This window comes from Microbispora sp. CA-102843, from assembly GCF_050936215.1.
In the GTDB taxonomy this organism is placed as follows: Bacteria; Actinomycetota; Actinomycetes; order Streptosporangiales; family Streptosporangiaceae; genus Microbispora.
The window spans coordinates 996,576-1,013,369 of record NZ_JBNJNF010000001.1; the positions used below are offsets into that span (position 1 = coordinate 996,576).

13 protein-coding genes are annotated in these 16,794 nt (G+C 71.8%); 12 read left to right on the forward strand and 1 reads right to left on the reverse strand.

Going from position 1 to position 16,794, the window contains the following annotated elements; genetic code table 11:
* Window positions 1-201: 201 nt before the first annotated feature.
* From mfd to ACQEVJ_RS04705, 10 genes are all read left to right on the forward strand, one after another.
* Entirely contained in the window at window positions 202-3,699 is a 3,498-nt protein-coding gene (gene mfd / locus ACQEVJ_RS04660; protein WP_433097511.1) for a transcription-repair coupling factor, read from the forward strand.
* A 51-nt stretch (window positions 3,700-3,750) separates the two neighbouring features.
* A complete protein-coding gene (locus ACQEVJ_RS04665) occupies window positions 3,751-4,395 on the forward strand; it encodes a SurA N-terminal domain-containing protein (protein ID WP_433097513.1) in 645 nt (214 codons plus the stop codon).
* Window positions 4,396-4,420: 25 nt separating this feature from the next.
* A complete protein-coding gene (locus tag ACQEVJ_RS04670; protein WP_433097515.1) occupies window positions 4,421-5,419 on the forward strand; it encodes a MazG family protein in 999 nt (332 codons plus the stop codon).
* 112 nt (window positions 5,420-5,531) lie between these two features.
* Window positions 5,532-6,812, forward strand: coding sequence for a phosphopyruvate hydratase (gene eno, locus ACQEVJ_RS04675; protein WP_433097517.1), 1,281 nt, complete (start codon window positions 5,532-5,534; stop codon window positions 6,810-6,812).
* A gap of 146 nt (window positions 6,813-6,958) precedes the next feature.
* Window positions 6,959-7,420 (forward strand): FtsB family cell division protein, encoded by a 462-nt coding sequence (locus ACQEVJ_RS04680; RefSeq protein ID WP_433097519.1) that lies wholly within the window; start codon window positions 6,959-6,961, stop codon window positions 7,418-7,420.
* A 107-nt stretch (window positions 7,421-7,527) separates the two neighbouring features.
* Window positions 7,528-8,052: a DUF501 domain-containing protein gene (locus ACQEVJ_RS04685; RefSeq protein ID WP_433112558.1), complete on the forward strand. Its 525-nt coding sequence runs from the start codon at window positions 7,528-7,530 to the stop codon at window positions 8,050-8,052.
* Window positions 8,053-8,116: 64 nt separating this feature from the next.
* Window positions 8,117-9,058 (forward strand): exopolyphosphatase, encoded by a 942-nt coding sequence (locus tag ACQEVJ_RS04690; protein WP_433097521.1) that lies wholly within the window; start codon window positions 8,117-8,119, stop codon window positions 9,056-9,058.
* Between the two features lie 499 nt (window positions 9,059-9,557).
* A complete protein-coding gene (locus ACQEVJ_RS04695; protein WP_433097523.1) occupies window positions 9,558-10,973 on the forward strand; it encodes a xylulokinase in 1,416 nt (471 codons plus the stop codon).
* A 592-nt stretch (window positions 10,974-11,565) separates the two neighbouring features.
* Window positions 11,566-11,895, forward strand: coding sequence for a PadR family transcriptional regulator (locus ACQEVJ_RS04700; RefSeq protein WP_142571211.1), 330 nt, complete (start codon window positions 11,566-11,568; stop codon window positions 11,893-11,895).
* Window positions 11,892-12,905, forward strand: a complete 1,014-nt coding sequence (locus tag ACQEVJ_RS04705) for an HAAS signaling domain-containing protein (protein ID WP_433097526.1) — start codon at window positions 11,892-11,894, stop codon at window positions 12,903-12,905. Before ACQEVJ_RS04700 ends, ACQEVJ_RS04705 begins: the two co-directional genes overlap by 4 nt.
* Window positions 12,906-12,952: 47 nt before the next feature.
* Here ACQEVJ_RS04705 and ACQEVJ_RS04710 read toward each other — a convergent pair whose 3' ends face one another.
* Window positions 12,953-14,158, reverse strand: coding sequence for a cytochrome P450 family protein (locus ACQEVJ_RS04710; protein WP_433097528.1), 1,206 nt, complete (start codon window positions 14,156-14,158; stop codon window positions 12,953-12,955).
* Window positions 14,159-14,387: 229 nt separating this feature from the next.
* On the opposite strand from ACQEVJ_RS04710, the gene ACQEVJ_RS04715 reads away from it, so the two are divergent.
* Complete coding sequence (locus ACQEVJ_RS04715; protein WP_433097530.1) at window positions 14,388-15,191, forward strand: uracil-DNA glycosylase; 804 nt, start codon at window positions 14,388-14,390, stop codon at window positions 15,189-15,191.
* 180 nt (window positions 15,192-15,371) lie between these two features.
* Window positions 15,372-16,703 carry an NAD(P)/FAD-dependent oxidoreductase gene (locus ACQEVJ_RS04720; protein WP_433097532.1) on the forward strand — a complete coding sequence of 444 codons (1,332 nt, stop codon included), beginning with the start codon at window positions 15,372-15,374 and terminating at the stop codon, window positions 16,701-16,703.
* Window positions 16,704-16,794 lie beyond the last annotated feature (91 nt).

The following is a 16,794-nucleotide window of genomic DNA, read 5'->3' on the forward strand; positions in this document are numbered from 1 at the left end:
TCGCAGTTGCGCATTTGCCGTCACTCGTCATGTCCGGACCGAGGAGCGAGCGGAGCGGGGCGGATGAACAGGGCGTAGCCTTGGTAGCCGCGGCCCGGTTGGGAGCGTCTCGCGGATCTCCTCCGTAAGGGGGATCGGCCGGATGAACGGGGCCGCGTCCGCACGCCGGCTGTCTTTGTCACGGGGCTTTTGAAGGCATCGATGTCTCTTTCCGGACTGCTCGACCTCGTATCCGCCGAACCAAGGCTGGCCGCCGCGCTCGACGCGGCAGGGCAGGCCGCCCACCCCGGCGCCGAGTTGGTGGCGCCGCCCGCGCTGCGGCCGTTCGCCGTGGCCGCGCTGTCCCGCGTACGGCCGGTGCTCGCCGTCACGGCGACCGGGCGCGAGGCGGAGGATCTCGCCGCCGCGCTCACGAGCCTGGTCGACGAGAACTCGGTGGCCGTCTTCCCCGCCTGGGAGACGCTGCCGCACGAGCGCCTGTCGCCGCGCAGCGACACCGTCGGCCAGCGCCTGGCCGTGCTGCGGCGGCTGGCGCACCCGATCGAGGGCGACCCGGCGGCGGGCCCGCTGCGGATCGTGGTGGCCCCGATCCGCTCGCTGCTCCAGCCCATCGTGGCCGGTCTCGGCGACCTCGCGCCCGTACGGCTGCGCGCGGGCGACGACGCCGACCTGGACGACGTGGTGGCCCGGCTGGTCGAGAACGGCTACCACCGGGTGGACATGGTGGAAAAGCGCGGCGAGGTGGCCGTGCGCGGCGGTCTGCTCGACGTGTTCCCGCCCACCGAGGAGCATCCGCTGCGGCTGGAGTTCTGGGGCGACACGATCGAGGAGATCCGCTGGTTCAAGGTGGCCGACCAGCGCTCGCTGGAGGTCGCCCAGGACGGGCTGTTCGCCGCGCCCTGCCGCGAGCTGCTGCTCACCGACGACGTACGGCGGCGTGCCCGCGAGCTGGGGGAGGAGCACCCGGCGCTGAAGGACGTGCTCGACCAGCTCGCCGAGGGTGTGCCGGTGGAGGGCATGGAGGCGTTCGCGCCCGTGCTCGCCGGGGAGATGGACCTGCTGCTCGACCACCTGCCGATCCGGTCGGCCGTGTTCGTCTGCGACCCCGAGCGCATCCGCGGCCGGGCCGTCGAGCTGGTCCGCACCAGTCAGGAGTTCATGGAGGCGTCCTGGATCGCCGCGGCGGCGGGCGGGGAGGCCCCGATCGACCTGGAGGCGGCCGCCTTCCGCACGCTCGAGGAGGTGCGCCACCACGCCGGCGAGCTGGGCCAGCAGTGGTGGAGCATCGCCCCCTTCGGCGAGGGCGTGGAGCTGGACGCGCAGGACGTCGAGGCCTACCGAGGCGACACCCAGCGGGCGCTCGCCGACATCAAGGGCTGGATGGGCACGGGCAAGGCCGTCGTGCTGCTGAGCGAGGGGCATGGCCCGGCCGAGCGCATGGTCGAGCTGCTCAAGGGCGTGGACGTGGCGGCGCGGCTGGTGCCGTCCCTCGACGGCCCGCCGCCGAAGGACGTCGTGCAGGTCACGACGGGCCGGATCGACCACGGCTTCGTCACGCCGGACGTCGCCGTGGTGACCCACCTCGACCTCGTCGGCCAGAAGGCGTCCACCAAGGACATGCGGCGGCTGCCGTCGCGCCGCCGCAACATGGTCGACCCGCTGCAGCTCAAGGTCGGCGACCACGTGGTGCACGAGCAGCACGGCGTGGGCCGCTACATCGAGATGGTGCAGCGCACGGTCCAGGGCGCGACCCGTGAGTACCTCGTGATCGAGTACGCCAGGGGCGACCGCCTCTACGTGCCGACCGACCAGCTCGACGAGGTCACGCGCTACGTCGGCGGCGAGGCGCCCACGCTCAACCGCATGGGCGGGGCCGACTGGGCCAAAGCCAAGACCCGGGCGAAGAAGGCGGTCAGGGAGATCGCGGGCGAGCTGATCCGGCTCTACTCGGCCCGGATGGCCTCGCCCGGCTACGCGTTCGCCGCCGACAGCCCCTGGCAGCGGGAGATGGAGGACGCCTTCCCGTACGCCGAGACGGGCGACCAGCTCGAAGCGATCGACGAGGTCAAGCGCGACATGGAGCGGCCCGTCCCGATGGACCGCCTGATCTGCGGCGACGTCGGGTACGGCAAGACCGAGATCGCGGTGCGGGCGGCGTTCAAGGCGGTGCAGGACGGCAAGCAGGTCGCCGTGCTCGTGCCGACGACGCTGCTGGTGCAGCAGCACCTGTCGACGTTCGGCGAGCGGTTCGCCAGCTTCCCCGTCGCCGTGAAGCCGGTCTCCCGGTTCCAGACCGACGGCGAGGTCAAGCAGACCCTTGAGGGGCTCACCACGGGTGAGGTCGACGTCGTGATCGGCACCCACCGGCTGCTGTCGCCCGAGGTCAGGTTCAAGGACCTCGGCCTGATCATCGTGGACGAGGAGCAGCGGTTCGGCGTCGAGCACAAGGAGGCCATGAAGCACATGCGTACGCAGGTGGACGTGCTCGCCATGTCGGCGACGCCGATCCCGCGGACGCTGGAGATGGGCCTCACCGGGATCCGCGAGATGTCCACGATCCTCACCCCGCCGGAGGAGCGGCACCCGATCCTCACGTTCGTCGGGCCGTACGACGAGAAGCAGATCGCGGCGGCGATCCGGCGCGAGCTGATGCGCGACGGCCAGGTGTTCTTCGTCCACAACCGGGTCCGCACGATCGACAAGGTGGCCTCGCGGCTGCACGAGCTGGTGCCGGAGGCGCGGATCGCGGTCGCGCACGGGCAGATGAACGAGAGCCAGCTCGAAAAGATCATGGTGGACTTCTGGGAGCGCAACTTCGACGTGCTCGTCTCCACCACGATCGTCGAGTCCGGCCTGGACGTGCCCAACGCCAACACGCTCATCGTGGACCGCGCGGACAACTACGGCCTGTCGCAGCTCCACCAGCTGCGCGGCCGGGTCGGCCGGGGCCGCGAGCGCGGCTACGCCTACTTCCTCTATCCGCCCGAGTCGCCGCTGACCGAGACCGCGCACGAGCGGCTCGCCACGATCGCCCAGCACACCGAGATGGGCGCGGGCATGTATGTCGCCATGAAGGACCTGGAGATCCGCGGCGCCGGCAACATCCTCGGGGCCGAGCAGTCGGGCCACATCGCCGGCGTCGGCTTCGACCTGTACGTCCGCATGATGGCCGAGGCCGTCCAAGAGCAGAAGTCCAAGCTCGCGGGCGAGGCGAAGGTGGAGGAGCGGCCCGAGGTCAAGGTCGAACTGCCGATCAACGCCCACGTGCCGCACGACTACGTCACCTCGGAGCGGCTGCGCCTGGAGGCGTACAAGCGGATCGCGGCGATCGGGTCGGAGGACGACATCACGGCGGTCCGCGACGAGCTCACCGACCGGTACGGCAGGCCGCCCCAGGAGGTGGACAACCTGCTGGAGGTGGCGCGCTTCCGGATCAAGGCCCGCAAGGCGGGACTGACCGACGTGACGCTGCAGGGCCAGCAGATCAAGTTCGCGCCCGTGGAGCTGAAGGACTCCCAGCAGGTGCGGCTGCAGCGGCTCTATCCCCGCTCCCTTTGGAAGCAGGCGACGGGCATCCTGCTCGTGCCGGTGCCCAAGACCAAGCCGATCGGCGGTCAGCCACTACGCGACCTCGACCTGCTGAAATGGTGTGGGGACCTGGTCGAGGCCATGTTCCTGGAGTCGATGCGGGTACAGTGACCCGCGAATTGTCAACATATGCGTGGCCGGTGTCGTTCGGGAGGATCGTCCGTGAAGTCGTATCGAGTGCGCGCCGCCGTGGCGCTGGCGGCGGCCGGGATCGCCGTGACCGCGTGCGGCGGCCCCGTGCAGGCGGGTTCCGCGGCCATCGTGGGCAAGGAGCGCATCACCTCCAGTGAGCTGAACGACGAGGTCCGCGCGCTGCGCGCCGACCTGGCCGCCAACAAGATCCCCGAGGAGCAGCTCCAGCTGTCCTTCTCGCTGCCGCAGACGGTCCTGCTCAACATGAGCACGAGCAGGCAGTTCCAGGAGCTCGGCCGGCGCAAGGGTGTCACGGTCACCGACCGGGAGGTCGACGACGTCGCCACGGCGCAGGGCGGCTGGGACCAGTTCGACAAGGTGCTGCTGGCCAACGGCATCCCGCTGGACGAGGGCCGCGACTTCGTCCGCGCCGTCATCGTCCGCAACAAGCTGGCGCAGCAGTCCGGCGCCGGTCAGGACCAGGCGAGCCAGCAGGCCGCCCTCCAGAAGGTCATCGAGGAGGCCGACTCGACCGTGCCGGTGAAGTACAGCCCGCGCTACGGCAAGTTCGACCCCCAGCAGGGCTTCGTCGCCGACGACCGCTTCGGCTCGGCGAGCGGGGCCACCGCGGGCGGGGCCGCCGCGGATGCGGCGGGCGCCGCCCAGGCGGGCTGAGCCCCGGCTTCATTAGGCTGAGGCCATGGCGTTGATCGTGGTGACCACCTCGCCCCGGGTCGCTCCGGGCCTGCTCGCGCCCGCGGCGTGGAAGGCCCTCACCCGGGGGCGGGTGCTCACCGGCACCCCGGACCACCCCTACCTGCCCTATCTCGACGAGGCCGGCGTCCGGGTCGAGGTGGTGACCCCCGACCCCGGCGCGATCGCCCGCGAGAGCCGTACGGGGACGGTGGTGTGGCTGGCCGCGCAGGACGGCGACGAGGACTTCATGCGCGCGGTCGGCCACGCCGCGATCTCCCTCGACGAGCCGCCGGAGATCGAGGTCGTCCCCGGCTCCTACGACCTGCCCGGCGCCCGGCTGCTCGACCTCGTCCAGGTCATGGACCGGCTGCGCCGCGAGTGCCCGTGGGACCGCAAGCAGACCCACGAGTCGCTCGTGCCCTACCTGGTCGAAGAGGCCTACGAGGTGCTGGAGACCATCCACCAGGGCGACTACGGCCCGCCGCTGCGCGAGGAGCTCGGCGACCTGCTGCTCCAGGTGATGTTCCACGCCCGGCTCGCCCAGGAACGGATGGGCGCGGAGGGGACGTCAGGGGACGGCTTCGACATCGACGACGTCGCCGCCGGGATCGTGGAGAAGCTGGTCCGCCGCCATCCGCACGTCTTCGCGGACGTCGACGTCTCCGGCGCCGGTGAGGTCAGCGACAACTGGGAGACGATCAAGGCGGCGGAGCGGGCCGCCAAGGGGGAGACCGCCTCGGCGCTCAGCGGCGTGCCCATGGGCCAGCCGGCGATCTCCCTGGCCGCTCAGCTCCTGCGCCGGGCCGGCCGGGCCGGCGCGCCCGCCTCCCTCGCCGGCGACCTCGCCCCGCCCGCCGGCGCCCGCCTGTTCACGCTCGTACGGGAGACCCAGGACGCGGGGCTCGACCCCGAGGCCGAGCTGAGGGCGGCGGCCAGGGAGTACCGGCGGCGCGTGGAGGAGTGGGAGGGCACGGCGGACCCCGCTGCCCCCGGCCTCGAATGACCCGGCCGCGGCCCGCCGGACACGCCGTGAATGGGCGGCCCTGCGCCGTACCGAGTAGTAGGGACCGATAGGCTCGGGTGGCAAACCGCCCGCCATTTTGCTAGGAGCGTTCGTGGCTGCCATCGAGGCCATCACCGCCCGCGAGATCCTCGACTCCCGTGGGAACCCCACGGTCGAGGTCGAGGTACTGCTGGACGACTACAGCACCGGCCGTGCCGCCGTTCCGAGTGGCGCCTCCACCGGGCAGTTCGAGGCCGTCGAGCTGCGCGACGGGGACAAGAAGCGCTATCTCGGCAAGGGTGTCGAGAAGGCCGTCCTCGGCGTGACCGACGAGATCGCCGACGAGCTCCTCGGGTTCGACGCCGAGGAGCAGCGTCTCATCGACCAGACGATGATCGACCTGGACGGCACGCCCAACAAGGCCCGCCTCGGGGCCAACGCGATCCTCGGCATCTCGCTGGCCGTCGCCAAGGCCGCCGCCGACAGCGCCGACCTGCCCCTGTTCCGCTACGTCGGCGGGCCGAACGCGCACATCCTGCCCGTGCCGATGATGAACATCCTGAACGGCGGCGCGCACGCCGACACCAACGTGGACATCCAGGAGTTCATGATCGCGCCGATCGGCGCCGAGACGTTCTCCGAGGCGGTGCGCATGGGCGCGGAGACCTACCACACGCTCAAGGGCGTGCTGAAGGAGAAGGGCTACGCCACCGGCCTGGGCGACGAGGGCGGCTTCGCGCCCAACCTGCCGTCCAACCGCGACGCGCTCGACCTGATCATGGTCGCCATCGAGAAGGCCGGCTACACGCCGGGCCAGGACATCGCGCTCGCGCTCGACGTCGCGGCCAGCGAGTTCCACAACGACGGCGTCTACACGATCGACGGCAAGGGCGTGTCGGCCGCCGAGCTGATCTCCTTCTACGAGGACCTGGTCCGCTCCTACCCGCTGGTCTCCATCGAGGACCCGCTGAACGAGGAGGACTGGGAGGGCTGGAAGGCCATCACCACGTCGCTCGGCGCCAAGGTCCAGCTCGTGGGCGACGACCTGTTCGTCACCAACCCCGAGCGGCTCGGGCGGGGCATCCGCGAGGGCGCCGCCAACGCCCTGCTGGTGAAGGTGAACCAGATCGGCACGCTGTCGGAGACCCTCGACGCGGTCGACCTGGCCCACCGCAGCGGCTACCGCTCCATGATGAGCCACCGCTCCGGCGAGACCGAGGACACCACGATCGCCGACCTCGCCGTGGCCACCAACTGCGGCCAGATCAAGACCGGTGCCCCGGCCCGCTCGGACCGGGTGGCCAAGTACAACCAGCTCCTGCGCATCGAGGAGCTGCTCGACGACGCGGCGCGGTACGCCGGTCGCTCCGCCTTCCCGCGCTTCCAGGGCTAGGTCGCACACGGGGGTAGCCCGGCTGGACACGTTCCGGACGCGTGGTGCGGCGACGCCGTGCCACGTCTGGGCGTGTACGGCCGGGACGGGCGGTTAGTGTGGCCGTTGACCGGGCCATGGGCTGACCGACCGGGAGGGGTGGTTTCGTGGCGGCGAAGCGGCCGCAGCTCACGGGGCGCGCGGCGATCCTCGCGGTCGTCGTGTGCGCCATCGCCATGAGCCTGGCCTACCCCGTGCGGGAGTACGTCGCCCAGCGCCGGCAGATCGCCCAGCTGGAGGACCAGCAGGCGAACGCGCTGCGCAAGCTCCAGAATCTGGAGGAGCGGCGCCGGCGGCTGGAGGATCCGGATTACATCAAGCGCCTGGCCAAGGAGCGGTTGTTCTACTGCGAGCCGGGCGCGGACTGTTATCAGGTGCTCGACGAGAAGACGGCCGGGACGGCCGCCGCCAAGGCGGGGACGAAGCCGCCGGAGCGGCCCGCCTGGTACCTCACCCTCTGGCGGTCGTTCGAGGCGGCGGACAAGGGGCGGCCCGCCGTACCCGCGGCGCGGCAGAGCCCCGCACCGACGGCGTCCGCGTCCCCGTCGGCGTCGGCGCCGACGGGATGAGGATCGCGGACGCGCCCCGACAGGGCATCGTGACGGGCTCCGTGGCGGAAATCGTGAAGGGCGAGGAGATCGACGTGGTGGACGACCAGGCGGACCACGTGGGCCACGTGAGCCATGTGGACCCCGCGGACCTGGCGGCGGCGCGGGCGCAGCTCGGGCGGCAGCCGCGCGGGGTGCGGGCCGTCGCCCACCGGTGCCCCTGCGGGCTGCCCGACGTGCTGGAGACCGCGCCCCGGCTGCCCGACGGCGCGCCGTTCCCCACGCTGTTCTACCTGACCTGCCCGAAAGCCGCCTCGGCGATCGGGACGCTGGAGTCGTCCGGCCTGATGAAGAGCATGCAGGCCCGGCTTTCCGAGGACCCCGAGCTGGCCGAGGCCTACCGGGCGGCCCACGAGGACTACGTCGCCCGCCGCGACCGCGCGGCCGACGAGGAGGGCCTGGAGCCGCTGCCGCGCGACATGCAGAGCGCCGGCGGCATGCCGGGCCGGGTCAAGTGCCTGCACGCGCTGGTCGCCCACGAGCTGGCCGCGCCGGGGGCCAACCCGTTCGGCCGGGAGGCCATCGACGCGCTGCCCGACTGGTGGGCCGGCGGCCCCTGCGTCGTCGTGGAGAAATCCGAAGAGCGGTCATGAGCCCGGCGCGGGACAGAGACGGGAGCGCCGTCGTGGCGCGGGGAGCCGACCGGAGGGGATGAGCGTGGGGACGAAGCGGGTCGCGGCCATCGATTGCGGGACCAACTCGGTCCGCCTTCTCATCGCGGACATTTCCGGCGACGACCTCACCGACGTCGAGCGGCGGATGGAGATCGTCAGGCTCGGTCAGGACGTCGACCGCACGGGACGGCTCGCGCCGGAGGCCCTGGAGCGGACGTTCGCCGCCATGCGCGGGTACGCCAAGCTGATCAGGGAGCACTCTCCGGACGGTCCCGTGCCGGTCCGCGTCGTCGCCACCTCGGCGACCCGCGACGCCGCCAACCGGGCCGACTTCGTCTCCGGCGTACGGGAGATCTTCGGCGTGGAGCCCGAGGTGGTGACCGGTGACGAGGAGGCGCGGCTGTCCTTCACCGGCGCCACCCGGGGCCTCGCCCGGTCCGGTGCCGAGGCCGAGACGCCCTATCTGGTGGTGGACATCGGGGGCGGCTCGACGGAGTTCGTCGTCGGCTCCCGGTCCGTCGAGGGCGCGCTGTCGGTGGACATCGGCTGCGTACGGCTGACCGAGCGCCACCTGCGCGACGACCCGCCGAGCGCCGAGACGGTGGAGGCGGCCGTCGCCGACATCGAGGCGGCCATGGACCGGGTCGAGGAGAGCGTCCCGGTGCGTACGGCGCGGACGCTGGTCGGCCTGGCGGGCTCGGTCACCACGGTCGCCGGGATCGCGCTCGACCTGCCCGCCTACGACCCCGCGCGCATCCATCACTCGCGCATCCCGGCCGAGCAGGTCCACGAGGTGTCCGCGCGGCTGCTGCGCATGACGCACGACGAGCGGGCGGCCATCCCGGTCATGCACCCGGGCCGGGTGGACGTCATCGGCGCGGGCTCGCTCATCCTCGATCGCATCGTCCGTCGCTACGGTTTCTCCGAGGTCGTGGTCAGCGAGCACGACATCCTCGACGGCATCGCCTGGTCCCTCACCACCTGACGCGTCCGCCGGCCCCGCTCCTCCGGGAGGCCCTCCGCTCCCGAAGATGTCCCCAGCCGCCAGGTAGCGGATTGAGCCCACGTGTTTCCTCGCGCGGACGAGGCCCTTGGAGACCAATGGCAGTGGATCCGGCGCTGAGCGGTGAGGGCCTGGGCAGCCACGTGACGACGGCTGGGCTGCGGGCGTTGGGGTGCTGCCGGTGCGGATGTTGCGCTAGATCGTCATGGGATGACGGCGCAGGAGGTCGACGTCGCTGATGATCAGCTTTGGTAACCCGCAGCGGGCTGCTTCATGGTCTTGACAACACATCTAGTGCAGCCGAAATAATTTATCCATCCAACCAAATCGCCCAAGCGTTCTAGACCTTCGACCCCAGACACGGTCGGCGCCGAGGGCTTCGGGTTCATCCGCTCAACCAGCTCGCCGTCGACCACTTGGTCCGCGCCCCCGCTGACCAACCGCGCCACCTGACTCGCACCCGACAACCCCCGGAGGACCGGTGCCCCTCGTCGCCGGGGTCGACTCGTCGACCCAGTCGTGCAAAGTCGTCATCCGCGACGCCGAGACCGGGAAGCTGGTGCGCGAAGGTCGCGCACCACACCCCGTCGGCACCGCCGTGCCGCCGGCCGCCTGGGAGGCCGCACTGTCCGACGCGGTCGCACAGGCCGGCGGACTGGACGACGTGGCGGCCGCCTCGATCGCCGGGCAGCAGCAGGGCATGGTGTGCCTGGACGCCGGCGGCGAGGTGATCCGGGATGCCGTGCTGTGGAACGACACCCGCTCGGCCGGCGCCGCCGCCGACCTGATCTCGGATCTCGGTGGCGGCGAGGCGGGACAGCGAGCATGGGCGGAGGCGGTCGGCCTGGTGCCGGTGGCCAGCTTCACCGTCACCAAGCTGCGCTGGCTGGCCTCGGCGGAGCCGGACAACGCCGCCCGTACAGCCGCGGTTTGTCTGCCCCACGACTGGTTGACCTGGCGACTGTCCGGCGCACCGGGGCTCGATGCGCTGCGCACCGATCGCAGCGAGGCCAGCGGGACCGGATACTGGTCGGCCGCGACCGATGAGTACCGCCTGGACCTGCTCCGGTTGGCCTTCGGTCGCGACGACGTGCTGCTGCCGCAGGTGCTCGGGCCGACCGGTCAGGCCGGGCACCTGCGCACCGGCGCGCCGCTGGGCCCCGGTGCCGGCGACTGCGCCGCAGCGGCGCTGGGTGTCGGTGCCGAGCCGGGCGACGTGATCGTGTCGATCGGCACCTCCGGCATAGTGTCCACCGTTTCCGACGTGCCGGCCGCGGACCCGAGCGGGATCGTGGCCGGGTTCGCCGACACGACCGGCCGGTTCCTGCCGGTGGTGTGCACGCTCAACGCCGCCCGGGTGCTGGACGCGGCCGCGACCATGCTGCGGGTGGACCACGCAGAGCTGTCGGCGCTGGCGCTGTCCGCCCCGCCGGGCGCCGACGGGCTGGTCCTGGTGCCCTACCTGGAGGGCGAGCGCACACCGAACCTCCCGCACGCCACCGGAGCCGTGCACGGCCTGGCCCTGCGGACCTCGACTCCCGCGCACCTGGCCCGCGCGGCGGTGGAGGGCATGCTGTGCGCACTCGCCGACGGGCTGGACGCAATGATCGCGCAGGGCGCGACGGTCAACCGGGTCATCCTGGTCGGCGGCGGCGCCCGCTCGGAGGCGGTACGCCGGATCGCGCCTACAGTCTTCGGCCGCCCCGTACTCGTCCCACCACTGGGGGAGTACGTCGCCGACGGCGCCGCCCGCCAGGCGGCCTGGGTGTTGTCGGGCGGGCAGCGGGCGCCGTCATGGACGGTCGGGCAGGTCGAGACGCACGAGGCGGACGCCGTGCCGGCGATCCGCGAACGGTACGCCGTGGCCCGCGCGAACGTCCTCGACCGCGCTGACTGATGGTGGCAGAGCTGGTCAGCGGGCCGGCGCTACGAGCCACGCACCACGCCGAGGCATTCACGTGCGCGCCTGCGTCGGCCGACCCCGCGCTCGGGGATGAGTCACCTAAGCGCGGGCCGGTTCACACGCCACGCGGCTTGAAGCGGTGGTGCAAGCCACGCAACGACCGCACCGTCACGGCGGCGTCCGCCTCCGCCCGCAGGCCCATGGCTAACCACATGAGAGCTGACCTTTCGCCTGAGGATCACCGGCGGACGCGGCCCGGCGTTGTTGTTCGGACACCGCTCGGACCGGCCGCGCGGCCCGCCCGGCCAAGGGACCTGCGCCCGCCCACCCGGCGGACCCGGCTGCGCTACGACCGCGCCCGAACCGCACTGATACCGCGCCCGTAAGGGCAACCGGGGATGAGGACCGCTCTCTACTCCTCGACGGCGTCAGGATTTCGCAGCGGCCGACGGGCACCGCCGAGGTCGGGCAGAGAGAACCAGCGAGAGCCGCGCGGGACAGCCGAGCTGCCTGGGCTGTGGTCGGCAGCGTGCGGCCCAGGAGGAGCTCTTGTCGCTATTGCGCATTGCGTAGTACTGTGCAGTGCGTGGACAGTAGCCAGCTCCTCAAAGGGGTTCTCGATTTGGCGGTCCTCGCGGTGCTCGCCGAGCGCGACAGCTACGGATACGACGTCGTGCGCCGCCTGCGTGAGGCGGGGCTGGAGGACGTCGGCGACGCCTCGGTGTACGGGACGCTGCGGCGGCTCTTCAAGGCCGGAGCGCTCACCTCCTACGTGGTCGCCTCCGACGAGGGGCCGCACCGCAAGTACTACGGCCTGAACGACGTGGGCCGCTCGCTCCTCCAGACCTCGGCGAAGACCTGGACGTCGTTCGCCGCCACCATGAACGACCTGCTCAAGGAGGTCGATCCGGGATGAATCCCCCAATGACGCCCCAGGACTACGCCGCCGAAGTACGCGAGGCGCTCGCCGATCTCCCCGCCCGCGACAGGGACGCACTGCTGGAGGACCTGGACGAGCATCTGGCCGAGGTCGCCGCCGAGCCGGGCATGCCGCTGGAGGAACGCCTCGGCAGCCCCGAGGCGTACGCGGCCGAGCTTCGGGCCGCCTACGGCGGGCGGCCGTCGGGCGGCGGCTCCTCGCTGGGCGGGCGGCTGCGCGAGCGGGTGAGCGGAGCCGTCCGGCGCGTTCACACGCGGCTGCTCGTGCTCCCGCCCTACCGTCAGGCCGCCGTCTTCGCCCCCGAACTGCGCCCCGCGTGGTGGGTGCTGCGGGGCTACGTGCTCGCGCTGGCCGTGCTCGCGCCGATCAGTGCCCCCGGGCTGGTCCCCGGCGACATCCCCGCCTGGGTGTTCACGCTGGCGGTTATCTGGGGATCGGTGTGGCTGGGCCGGCGGGGCCGTGCGCGGCCGTCGCGCTGGGGCCGGGCGCTGCTGCTCGGGGCCAACCTGCTCGCCGCGTACCTGGTAATCGTGGCGATGGCGAACGTCCCGAGCACGTCGTCGCGGAGCGTGGCCTTCGACTACGACCCCCAGCCGGACGTGTACGCGCCGGGCATGCGGGTGGAGAGAGCGTCCTCGCTGGGAGGGGACGTGTCCAACATCCTTCCGTTCGCGGCGGACGGCACGCCCCTGCACGACGTGCGGCTGTACGACCAGGACGGAAATCCGATCATGGTGGATCCGGAGGGCTCCGGACAGACGATCGTCATCCCCTGTGACGGCGAGCCGCCCATCCGCAACGCCTACCCGCTGCCGCTTCGGCGGGTGGACGAGCCCGTCGACCCCGCCGGGTTCCCCGATCGGGACGGGACGGAGGCGACCTGCGTGCCCGCCCCGCCGACGCCCACGGACGCCACGGCCCCCGCGGCGCCCTCCGCCGAACCGTCGCCCTCCGCCGAACCGTCGCCCACCGACGCCAATAGGTAGGCGCGAGATCAGGCCGGCTCCGTCTATGGACGGAGCCGGGCGGGACGTCAGCCGTGCAGGCGGACAGGCAGGGAGAACAGACCGCGCATGATGGCGCTGGGCCACCACCTCAGCTCGGCGGGGTCGGCGGCGAGGGCCAGATCGGGGAACCGTTCGAGGACCCGGCCGATCGCGGCCTCTCCCTCCACCTTGGCCAGCGCCGCGCCGACGCAGTAGTGCGGCCCCCGGCCGAAGGCGAGGTGCGGCTCGCCGATCCGGCCGGGGGAGAACGCGTCCGGGTCGGCGAACGCCGCCGGGTCCCGGTTGGCCGCGAGCAACGAGACGAGGATGGGCTCCCCGGGCAGCATCTCCTGGCCGCCGATGACCACGGGCTCGGTGGGAAAGCGCCAGGTGGCGTTCCGTACGGGACCGTCGTAACGCAGCATCTCGTCGATGAAGTCCGGCAGCTGGGAGAGGTCGGCGCGCAGGGCCGCCGCCTGGCCGGGATGCCGTAGCAGCGCGAGCAGGCCGTTGCCGATCAGCGCCACGGTCGTCTCGTGGCCGGCGATCAGCAGCAGGAACGCGGTCGAGGTCAGCTCGTCCTTGTCGATCTCGCCCTGGTTGGACCGCCGTACGAGGTCGGTGAGCAGGTCGTTGCCCGGACGGGAGCGCTTGAGCTCGACCAGGTCGGCCAGGAAGATCTCCAGGGCGTCCGTGGCGCGGGCGATCTCCTCCACCTCGGACGCCGCCGCCGAGTCGATGACGGAGGCGTGGTGGTGGAAGGTGGCCCGGTCCTCCTCCGGTACGCCGAGCAGGTCGCAGATGATCGTGATCGGCAGCGGGTAGGCGAGACCGGCGACCAGGTCCACCTCCGGGCCGTCGAGGTGGTCGAGCAGCGTGTCGGTCACCTCCAGCGCCCGCGTCCGCAGCCCCGCCATGCGCCCGGGCGTGAAGGCCGAGCTCACGAGCCGCCGCAGCCGCGCGTGGTCGCGTCCGTCGGCGTTGATCATGTGACGGGCGAGCCCCGGCCGGTGGTCCAGGGGCAGGCCGAGAGAGGCGGCCCGCCATTCGGGCGAGCCGGCCGCCGGGTCCTTGGCGAGGGCGGGGTGGGTCAGCGCGGTCACGGCGTCCTCGTACCGCGTGACCAGCCACGCCTCGCAGCCGGGCAGCGGCACGCGGGTCACCGGGGCGTTCCGGCGCAGCCAGTCGTAGGCGGGGTAGGGGTCGGCGTCGAACGCCGGGCCGAACAGCGGGGGGAATGAGTCGGTGGACACGGGCCCTACGTACCCAGCTCCGGTGCGACGGAAAAGATGGGAATCTTTCTCGGCATGGCCTCTTCAGGACACGCGCGCCGATGCCCCGCGGACACCGTGTGGAGACCGCGGGACGGCGTGGCACCGGCGGGCCGGTTCCGGGCGGTGTGATCGGGCGGTCGCGGGCGACGGCGCCGCGAGAGTCGGCTTCTGGCCGACGCACACCTTTTGACCTGGCACGATCGGTGTCATGAGCTCCGTTCCTCCCGGTTCCGGCTGGCCGGGCGACCCCGCGTGCCCGGACACCCCCGTCGCCCACGACGCCCACGAGGTCGCCAAACTGGCCGCCGAGAGCCGTACGCTGAGCGAACTGACCGCCAGGCAGTCGGTGTGCCGCGCCTGCCCGCGCCTCGTCGAGTGGCGGGAGGAGGTCGCCGACGTCAAACGGCGGGCGTTCGCGGACGAGACCTACTGGGGCCGGCCGATCGCGGGGTGGGGCGACGAGGCGCCGCACACGCTCATCGTGGGGCTGGCCCCCGCCGCGCACGGCGGCAACCGGACCGGCCGGATCTTCACCGGCGACCGCAGCGGCGACTGGCTGTTCGCGTCGCTGTACCGCACCGGGCTCGCCGCGCAGGAGACCAGCGTTCACGCGGGCGACGGGCAGCGGCTGATCGGCGCCCGGATGATGGCGGCGGTGCGGTGCGCGCCGCCCGCCAACAAGCCCACCCCGGAGGAGCGCGACACCTGTTTCCCCTGGCTCGCCAGGGAGCTCGCGCTGGTGGCCGGCACGACCCGGGTGATCGTGGCGCTCGGCGGCTTCGCCTGGCAGGCGGTGTGGCCCGCGCTGCGCGAGGCCGGGTTCACGCTGCCGTCCCGCAGGCCGCCGTTCGGTCACGCCGTGGAGGTGCCCGTCTCCTACGGCGCGGCTCCGGTCACGCTCATCGGCTGCTATCACCCCAGCCAGCAGAACACTTTCACCGGCCGGGTCACCACGGACATGCTCGACGCGGTCTTCGCCCGCGCCGCCACCCTGGGAACGGCAGCTTTGTGAAGCATTTCACAAGTGTGAAGTCGATCACTGAGGGAAGATTGCGGGAATTTTCCTGAGAAATGTCGTCAAGAGATGACGAAGTGGGGAAAATCACTGGACCTTTGGCCCTAGTGGATTGGTGCGGTTGCCATCTCGTGACGTAGGCTTGTGAACGCTTTCACAAGCGTTGGGAGGGCATCCGTGGCAGACCGCAACTGGAAGCACGTCGTCATCGTCGGCGGTGGGTACGTGGGCCTTTACTCGGCTCTTCGTCTCCAGCGCACACTCCGCCGTGAGCTGCGCGACGGCAGCGTGCGGATCACGCTCATCGACCCGCAGTCGTACATGACCTACCAGCCGTTCCTCCCTGAGGCGGCGGCCGGCAACATCTCGCCGCGCCACGTCGTGGCGCCGCTGCGCCGGGTGCTGCCCATGGTGCGCATCCTCAACGGCAAGGTCGCCAAGGTGCACCACGAGGCGCGCACGCTGACCTTCGAGCCGGGCGCGGGCCAGTCCCGGGAGATCGAGTACGACGTCGTCGTCATGGCGGCCGGCTCGATCTCGCGTACGCTGCCGATCCCCGGCCTGGAGGACGCGGCCATCGGCTTCAAGACCGTCGGTGAGGCCATCGCGCTGCGCAACCGGGTCCTGGCCCTCCTCGACCGGGCCGAGTCGAGCGACGACGAGGACGTGCGCCGCCGCGCGCTGACCTTCGTCGTGGTCGGCGGCGGCTTCGCGGGCATCGAGGCCCTCGCCGAGCTCGAGGACATGACCGAGGACGCGATCAAGTACTACCCGAGCATCGACAAGAAGGACCTGCGCTGGGTCCTGATCGAGGCGTCCAACCGCATCCTGCCCGAGGTCGGCCCCGAGATGGGCGAGTGGACCGCCGAGCAGCTGCGCGAGCGCGGCATCGAGCTCAAGATGGAGACGTTCCTCCAGTCGTGCGAGGGCGGCCTGGTCAAGACCTCGGACGGCGACGAGTTCGAGTCGGCCACGATCGTCTGGACCGCCGGCGTCAAGGCGAGCCCGATCGTCAACTCCACCGACCTGCCGCTCGACGAGCGTGGTCGGATCAAGACCACGACGCGCCTGACCGTCGCGGGCGTCAAGGGCGCCTTCGCCGCCGGCGACATCGCGGGCGTGCCCGACGTGACCAACCCCGGCCAGTACTGCGCGCCCAACGCCCAGCACGCCGTACGGCAGGCGAGGGTCCTCGGCGACAACATCACCGCCTATCTGCGCGGGGAGAAGCTGCAGGACTACCGGCACAAGTACGCCGGGTCGGTCGCCGGGCTCGGCCTCTACCGGGGCGTCGCGAACGTCTACGGCATGAAGCTGCGCGGCTTCCCGGCCTGGTTCATGCACCGCACCTACCACCTGTCGCGGGTCCCCACGATCAACCGGAAGGTCCGCGTGGTGATGGACTGGACGCTGTCGCTCTTTTTCAAGCGGGAGACGATCTCTCTGGGCGAGATCGAGCACCCGCGCGACGAGTTCAGGGCGGCCGCGAAGAGCGGCATCAAGCGCTGACCCGCTCGGCGCGGACGGATCGACGGACGACCTCAGGACACGCAGACGGCCCGGCGGCGCACACCGCCGGGCCGTGTGCGTGTTCCTGCGC

What these genes read in the sequence shown, in the direction of transcription:
- mfd (WP_433097511.1), top strand. Translation starts at nt 202, where the DNA reads ATGTCTCTTTCCGGACTGCTCGACCTCGTATCCGCCGAACCAAGGCTG.
- ACQEVJ_RS04670 (WP_433097515.1), top strand. Translation starts at nt 4,421, where the DNA reads ATGGCGTTGATCGTGGTGACCACCTCGCCCCGGGTCGCTCCGGGCCTG.
- ACQEVJ_RS04705 (WP_433097526.1), top strand. Translation starts at nt 11,892, where the DNA reads ATGAATCCCCCAATGACGCCCCAGGACTACGCCGCCGAAGTACGCGAG.
- ACQEVJ_RS04715 (WP_433097530.1), top strand. Translation starts at nt 14,388, where the DNA reads ATGAGCTCCGTTCCTCCCGGTTCCGGCTGGCCGGGCGACCCCGCGTGC.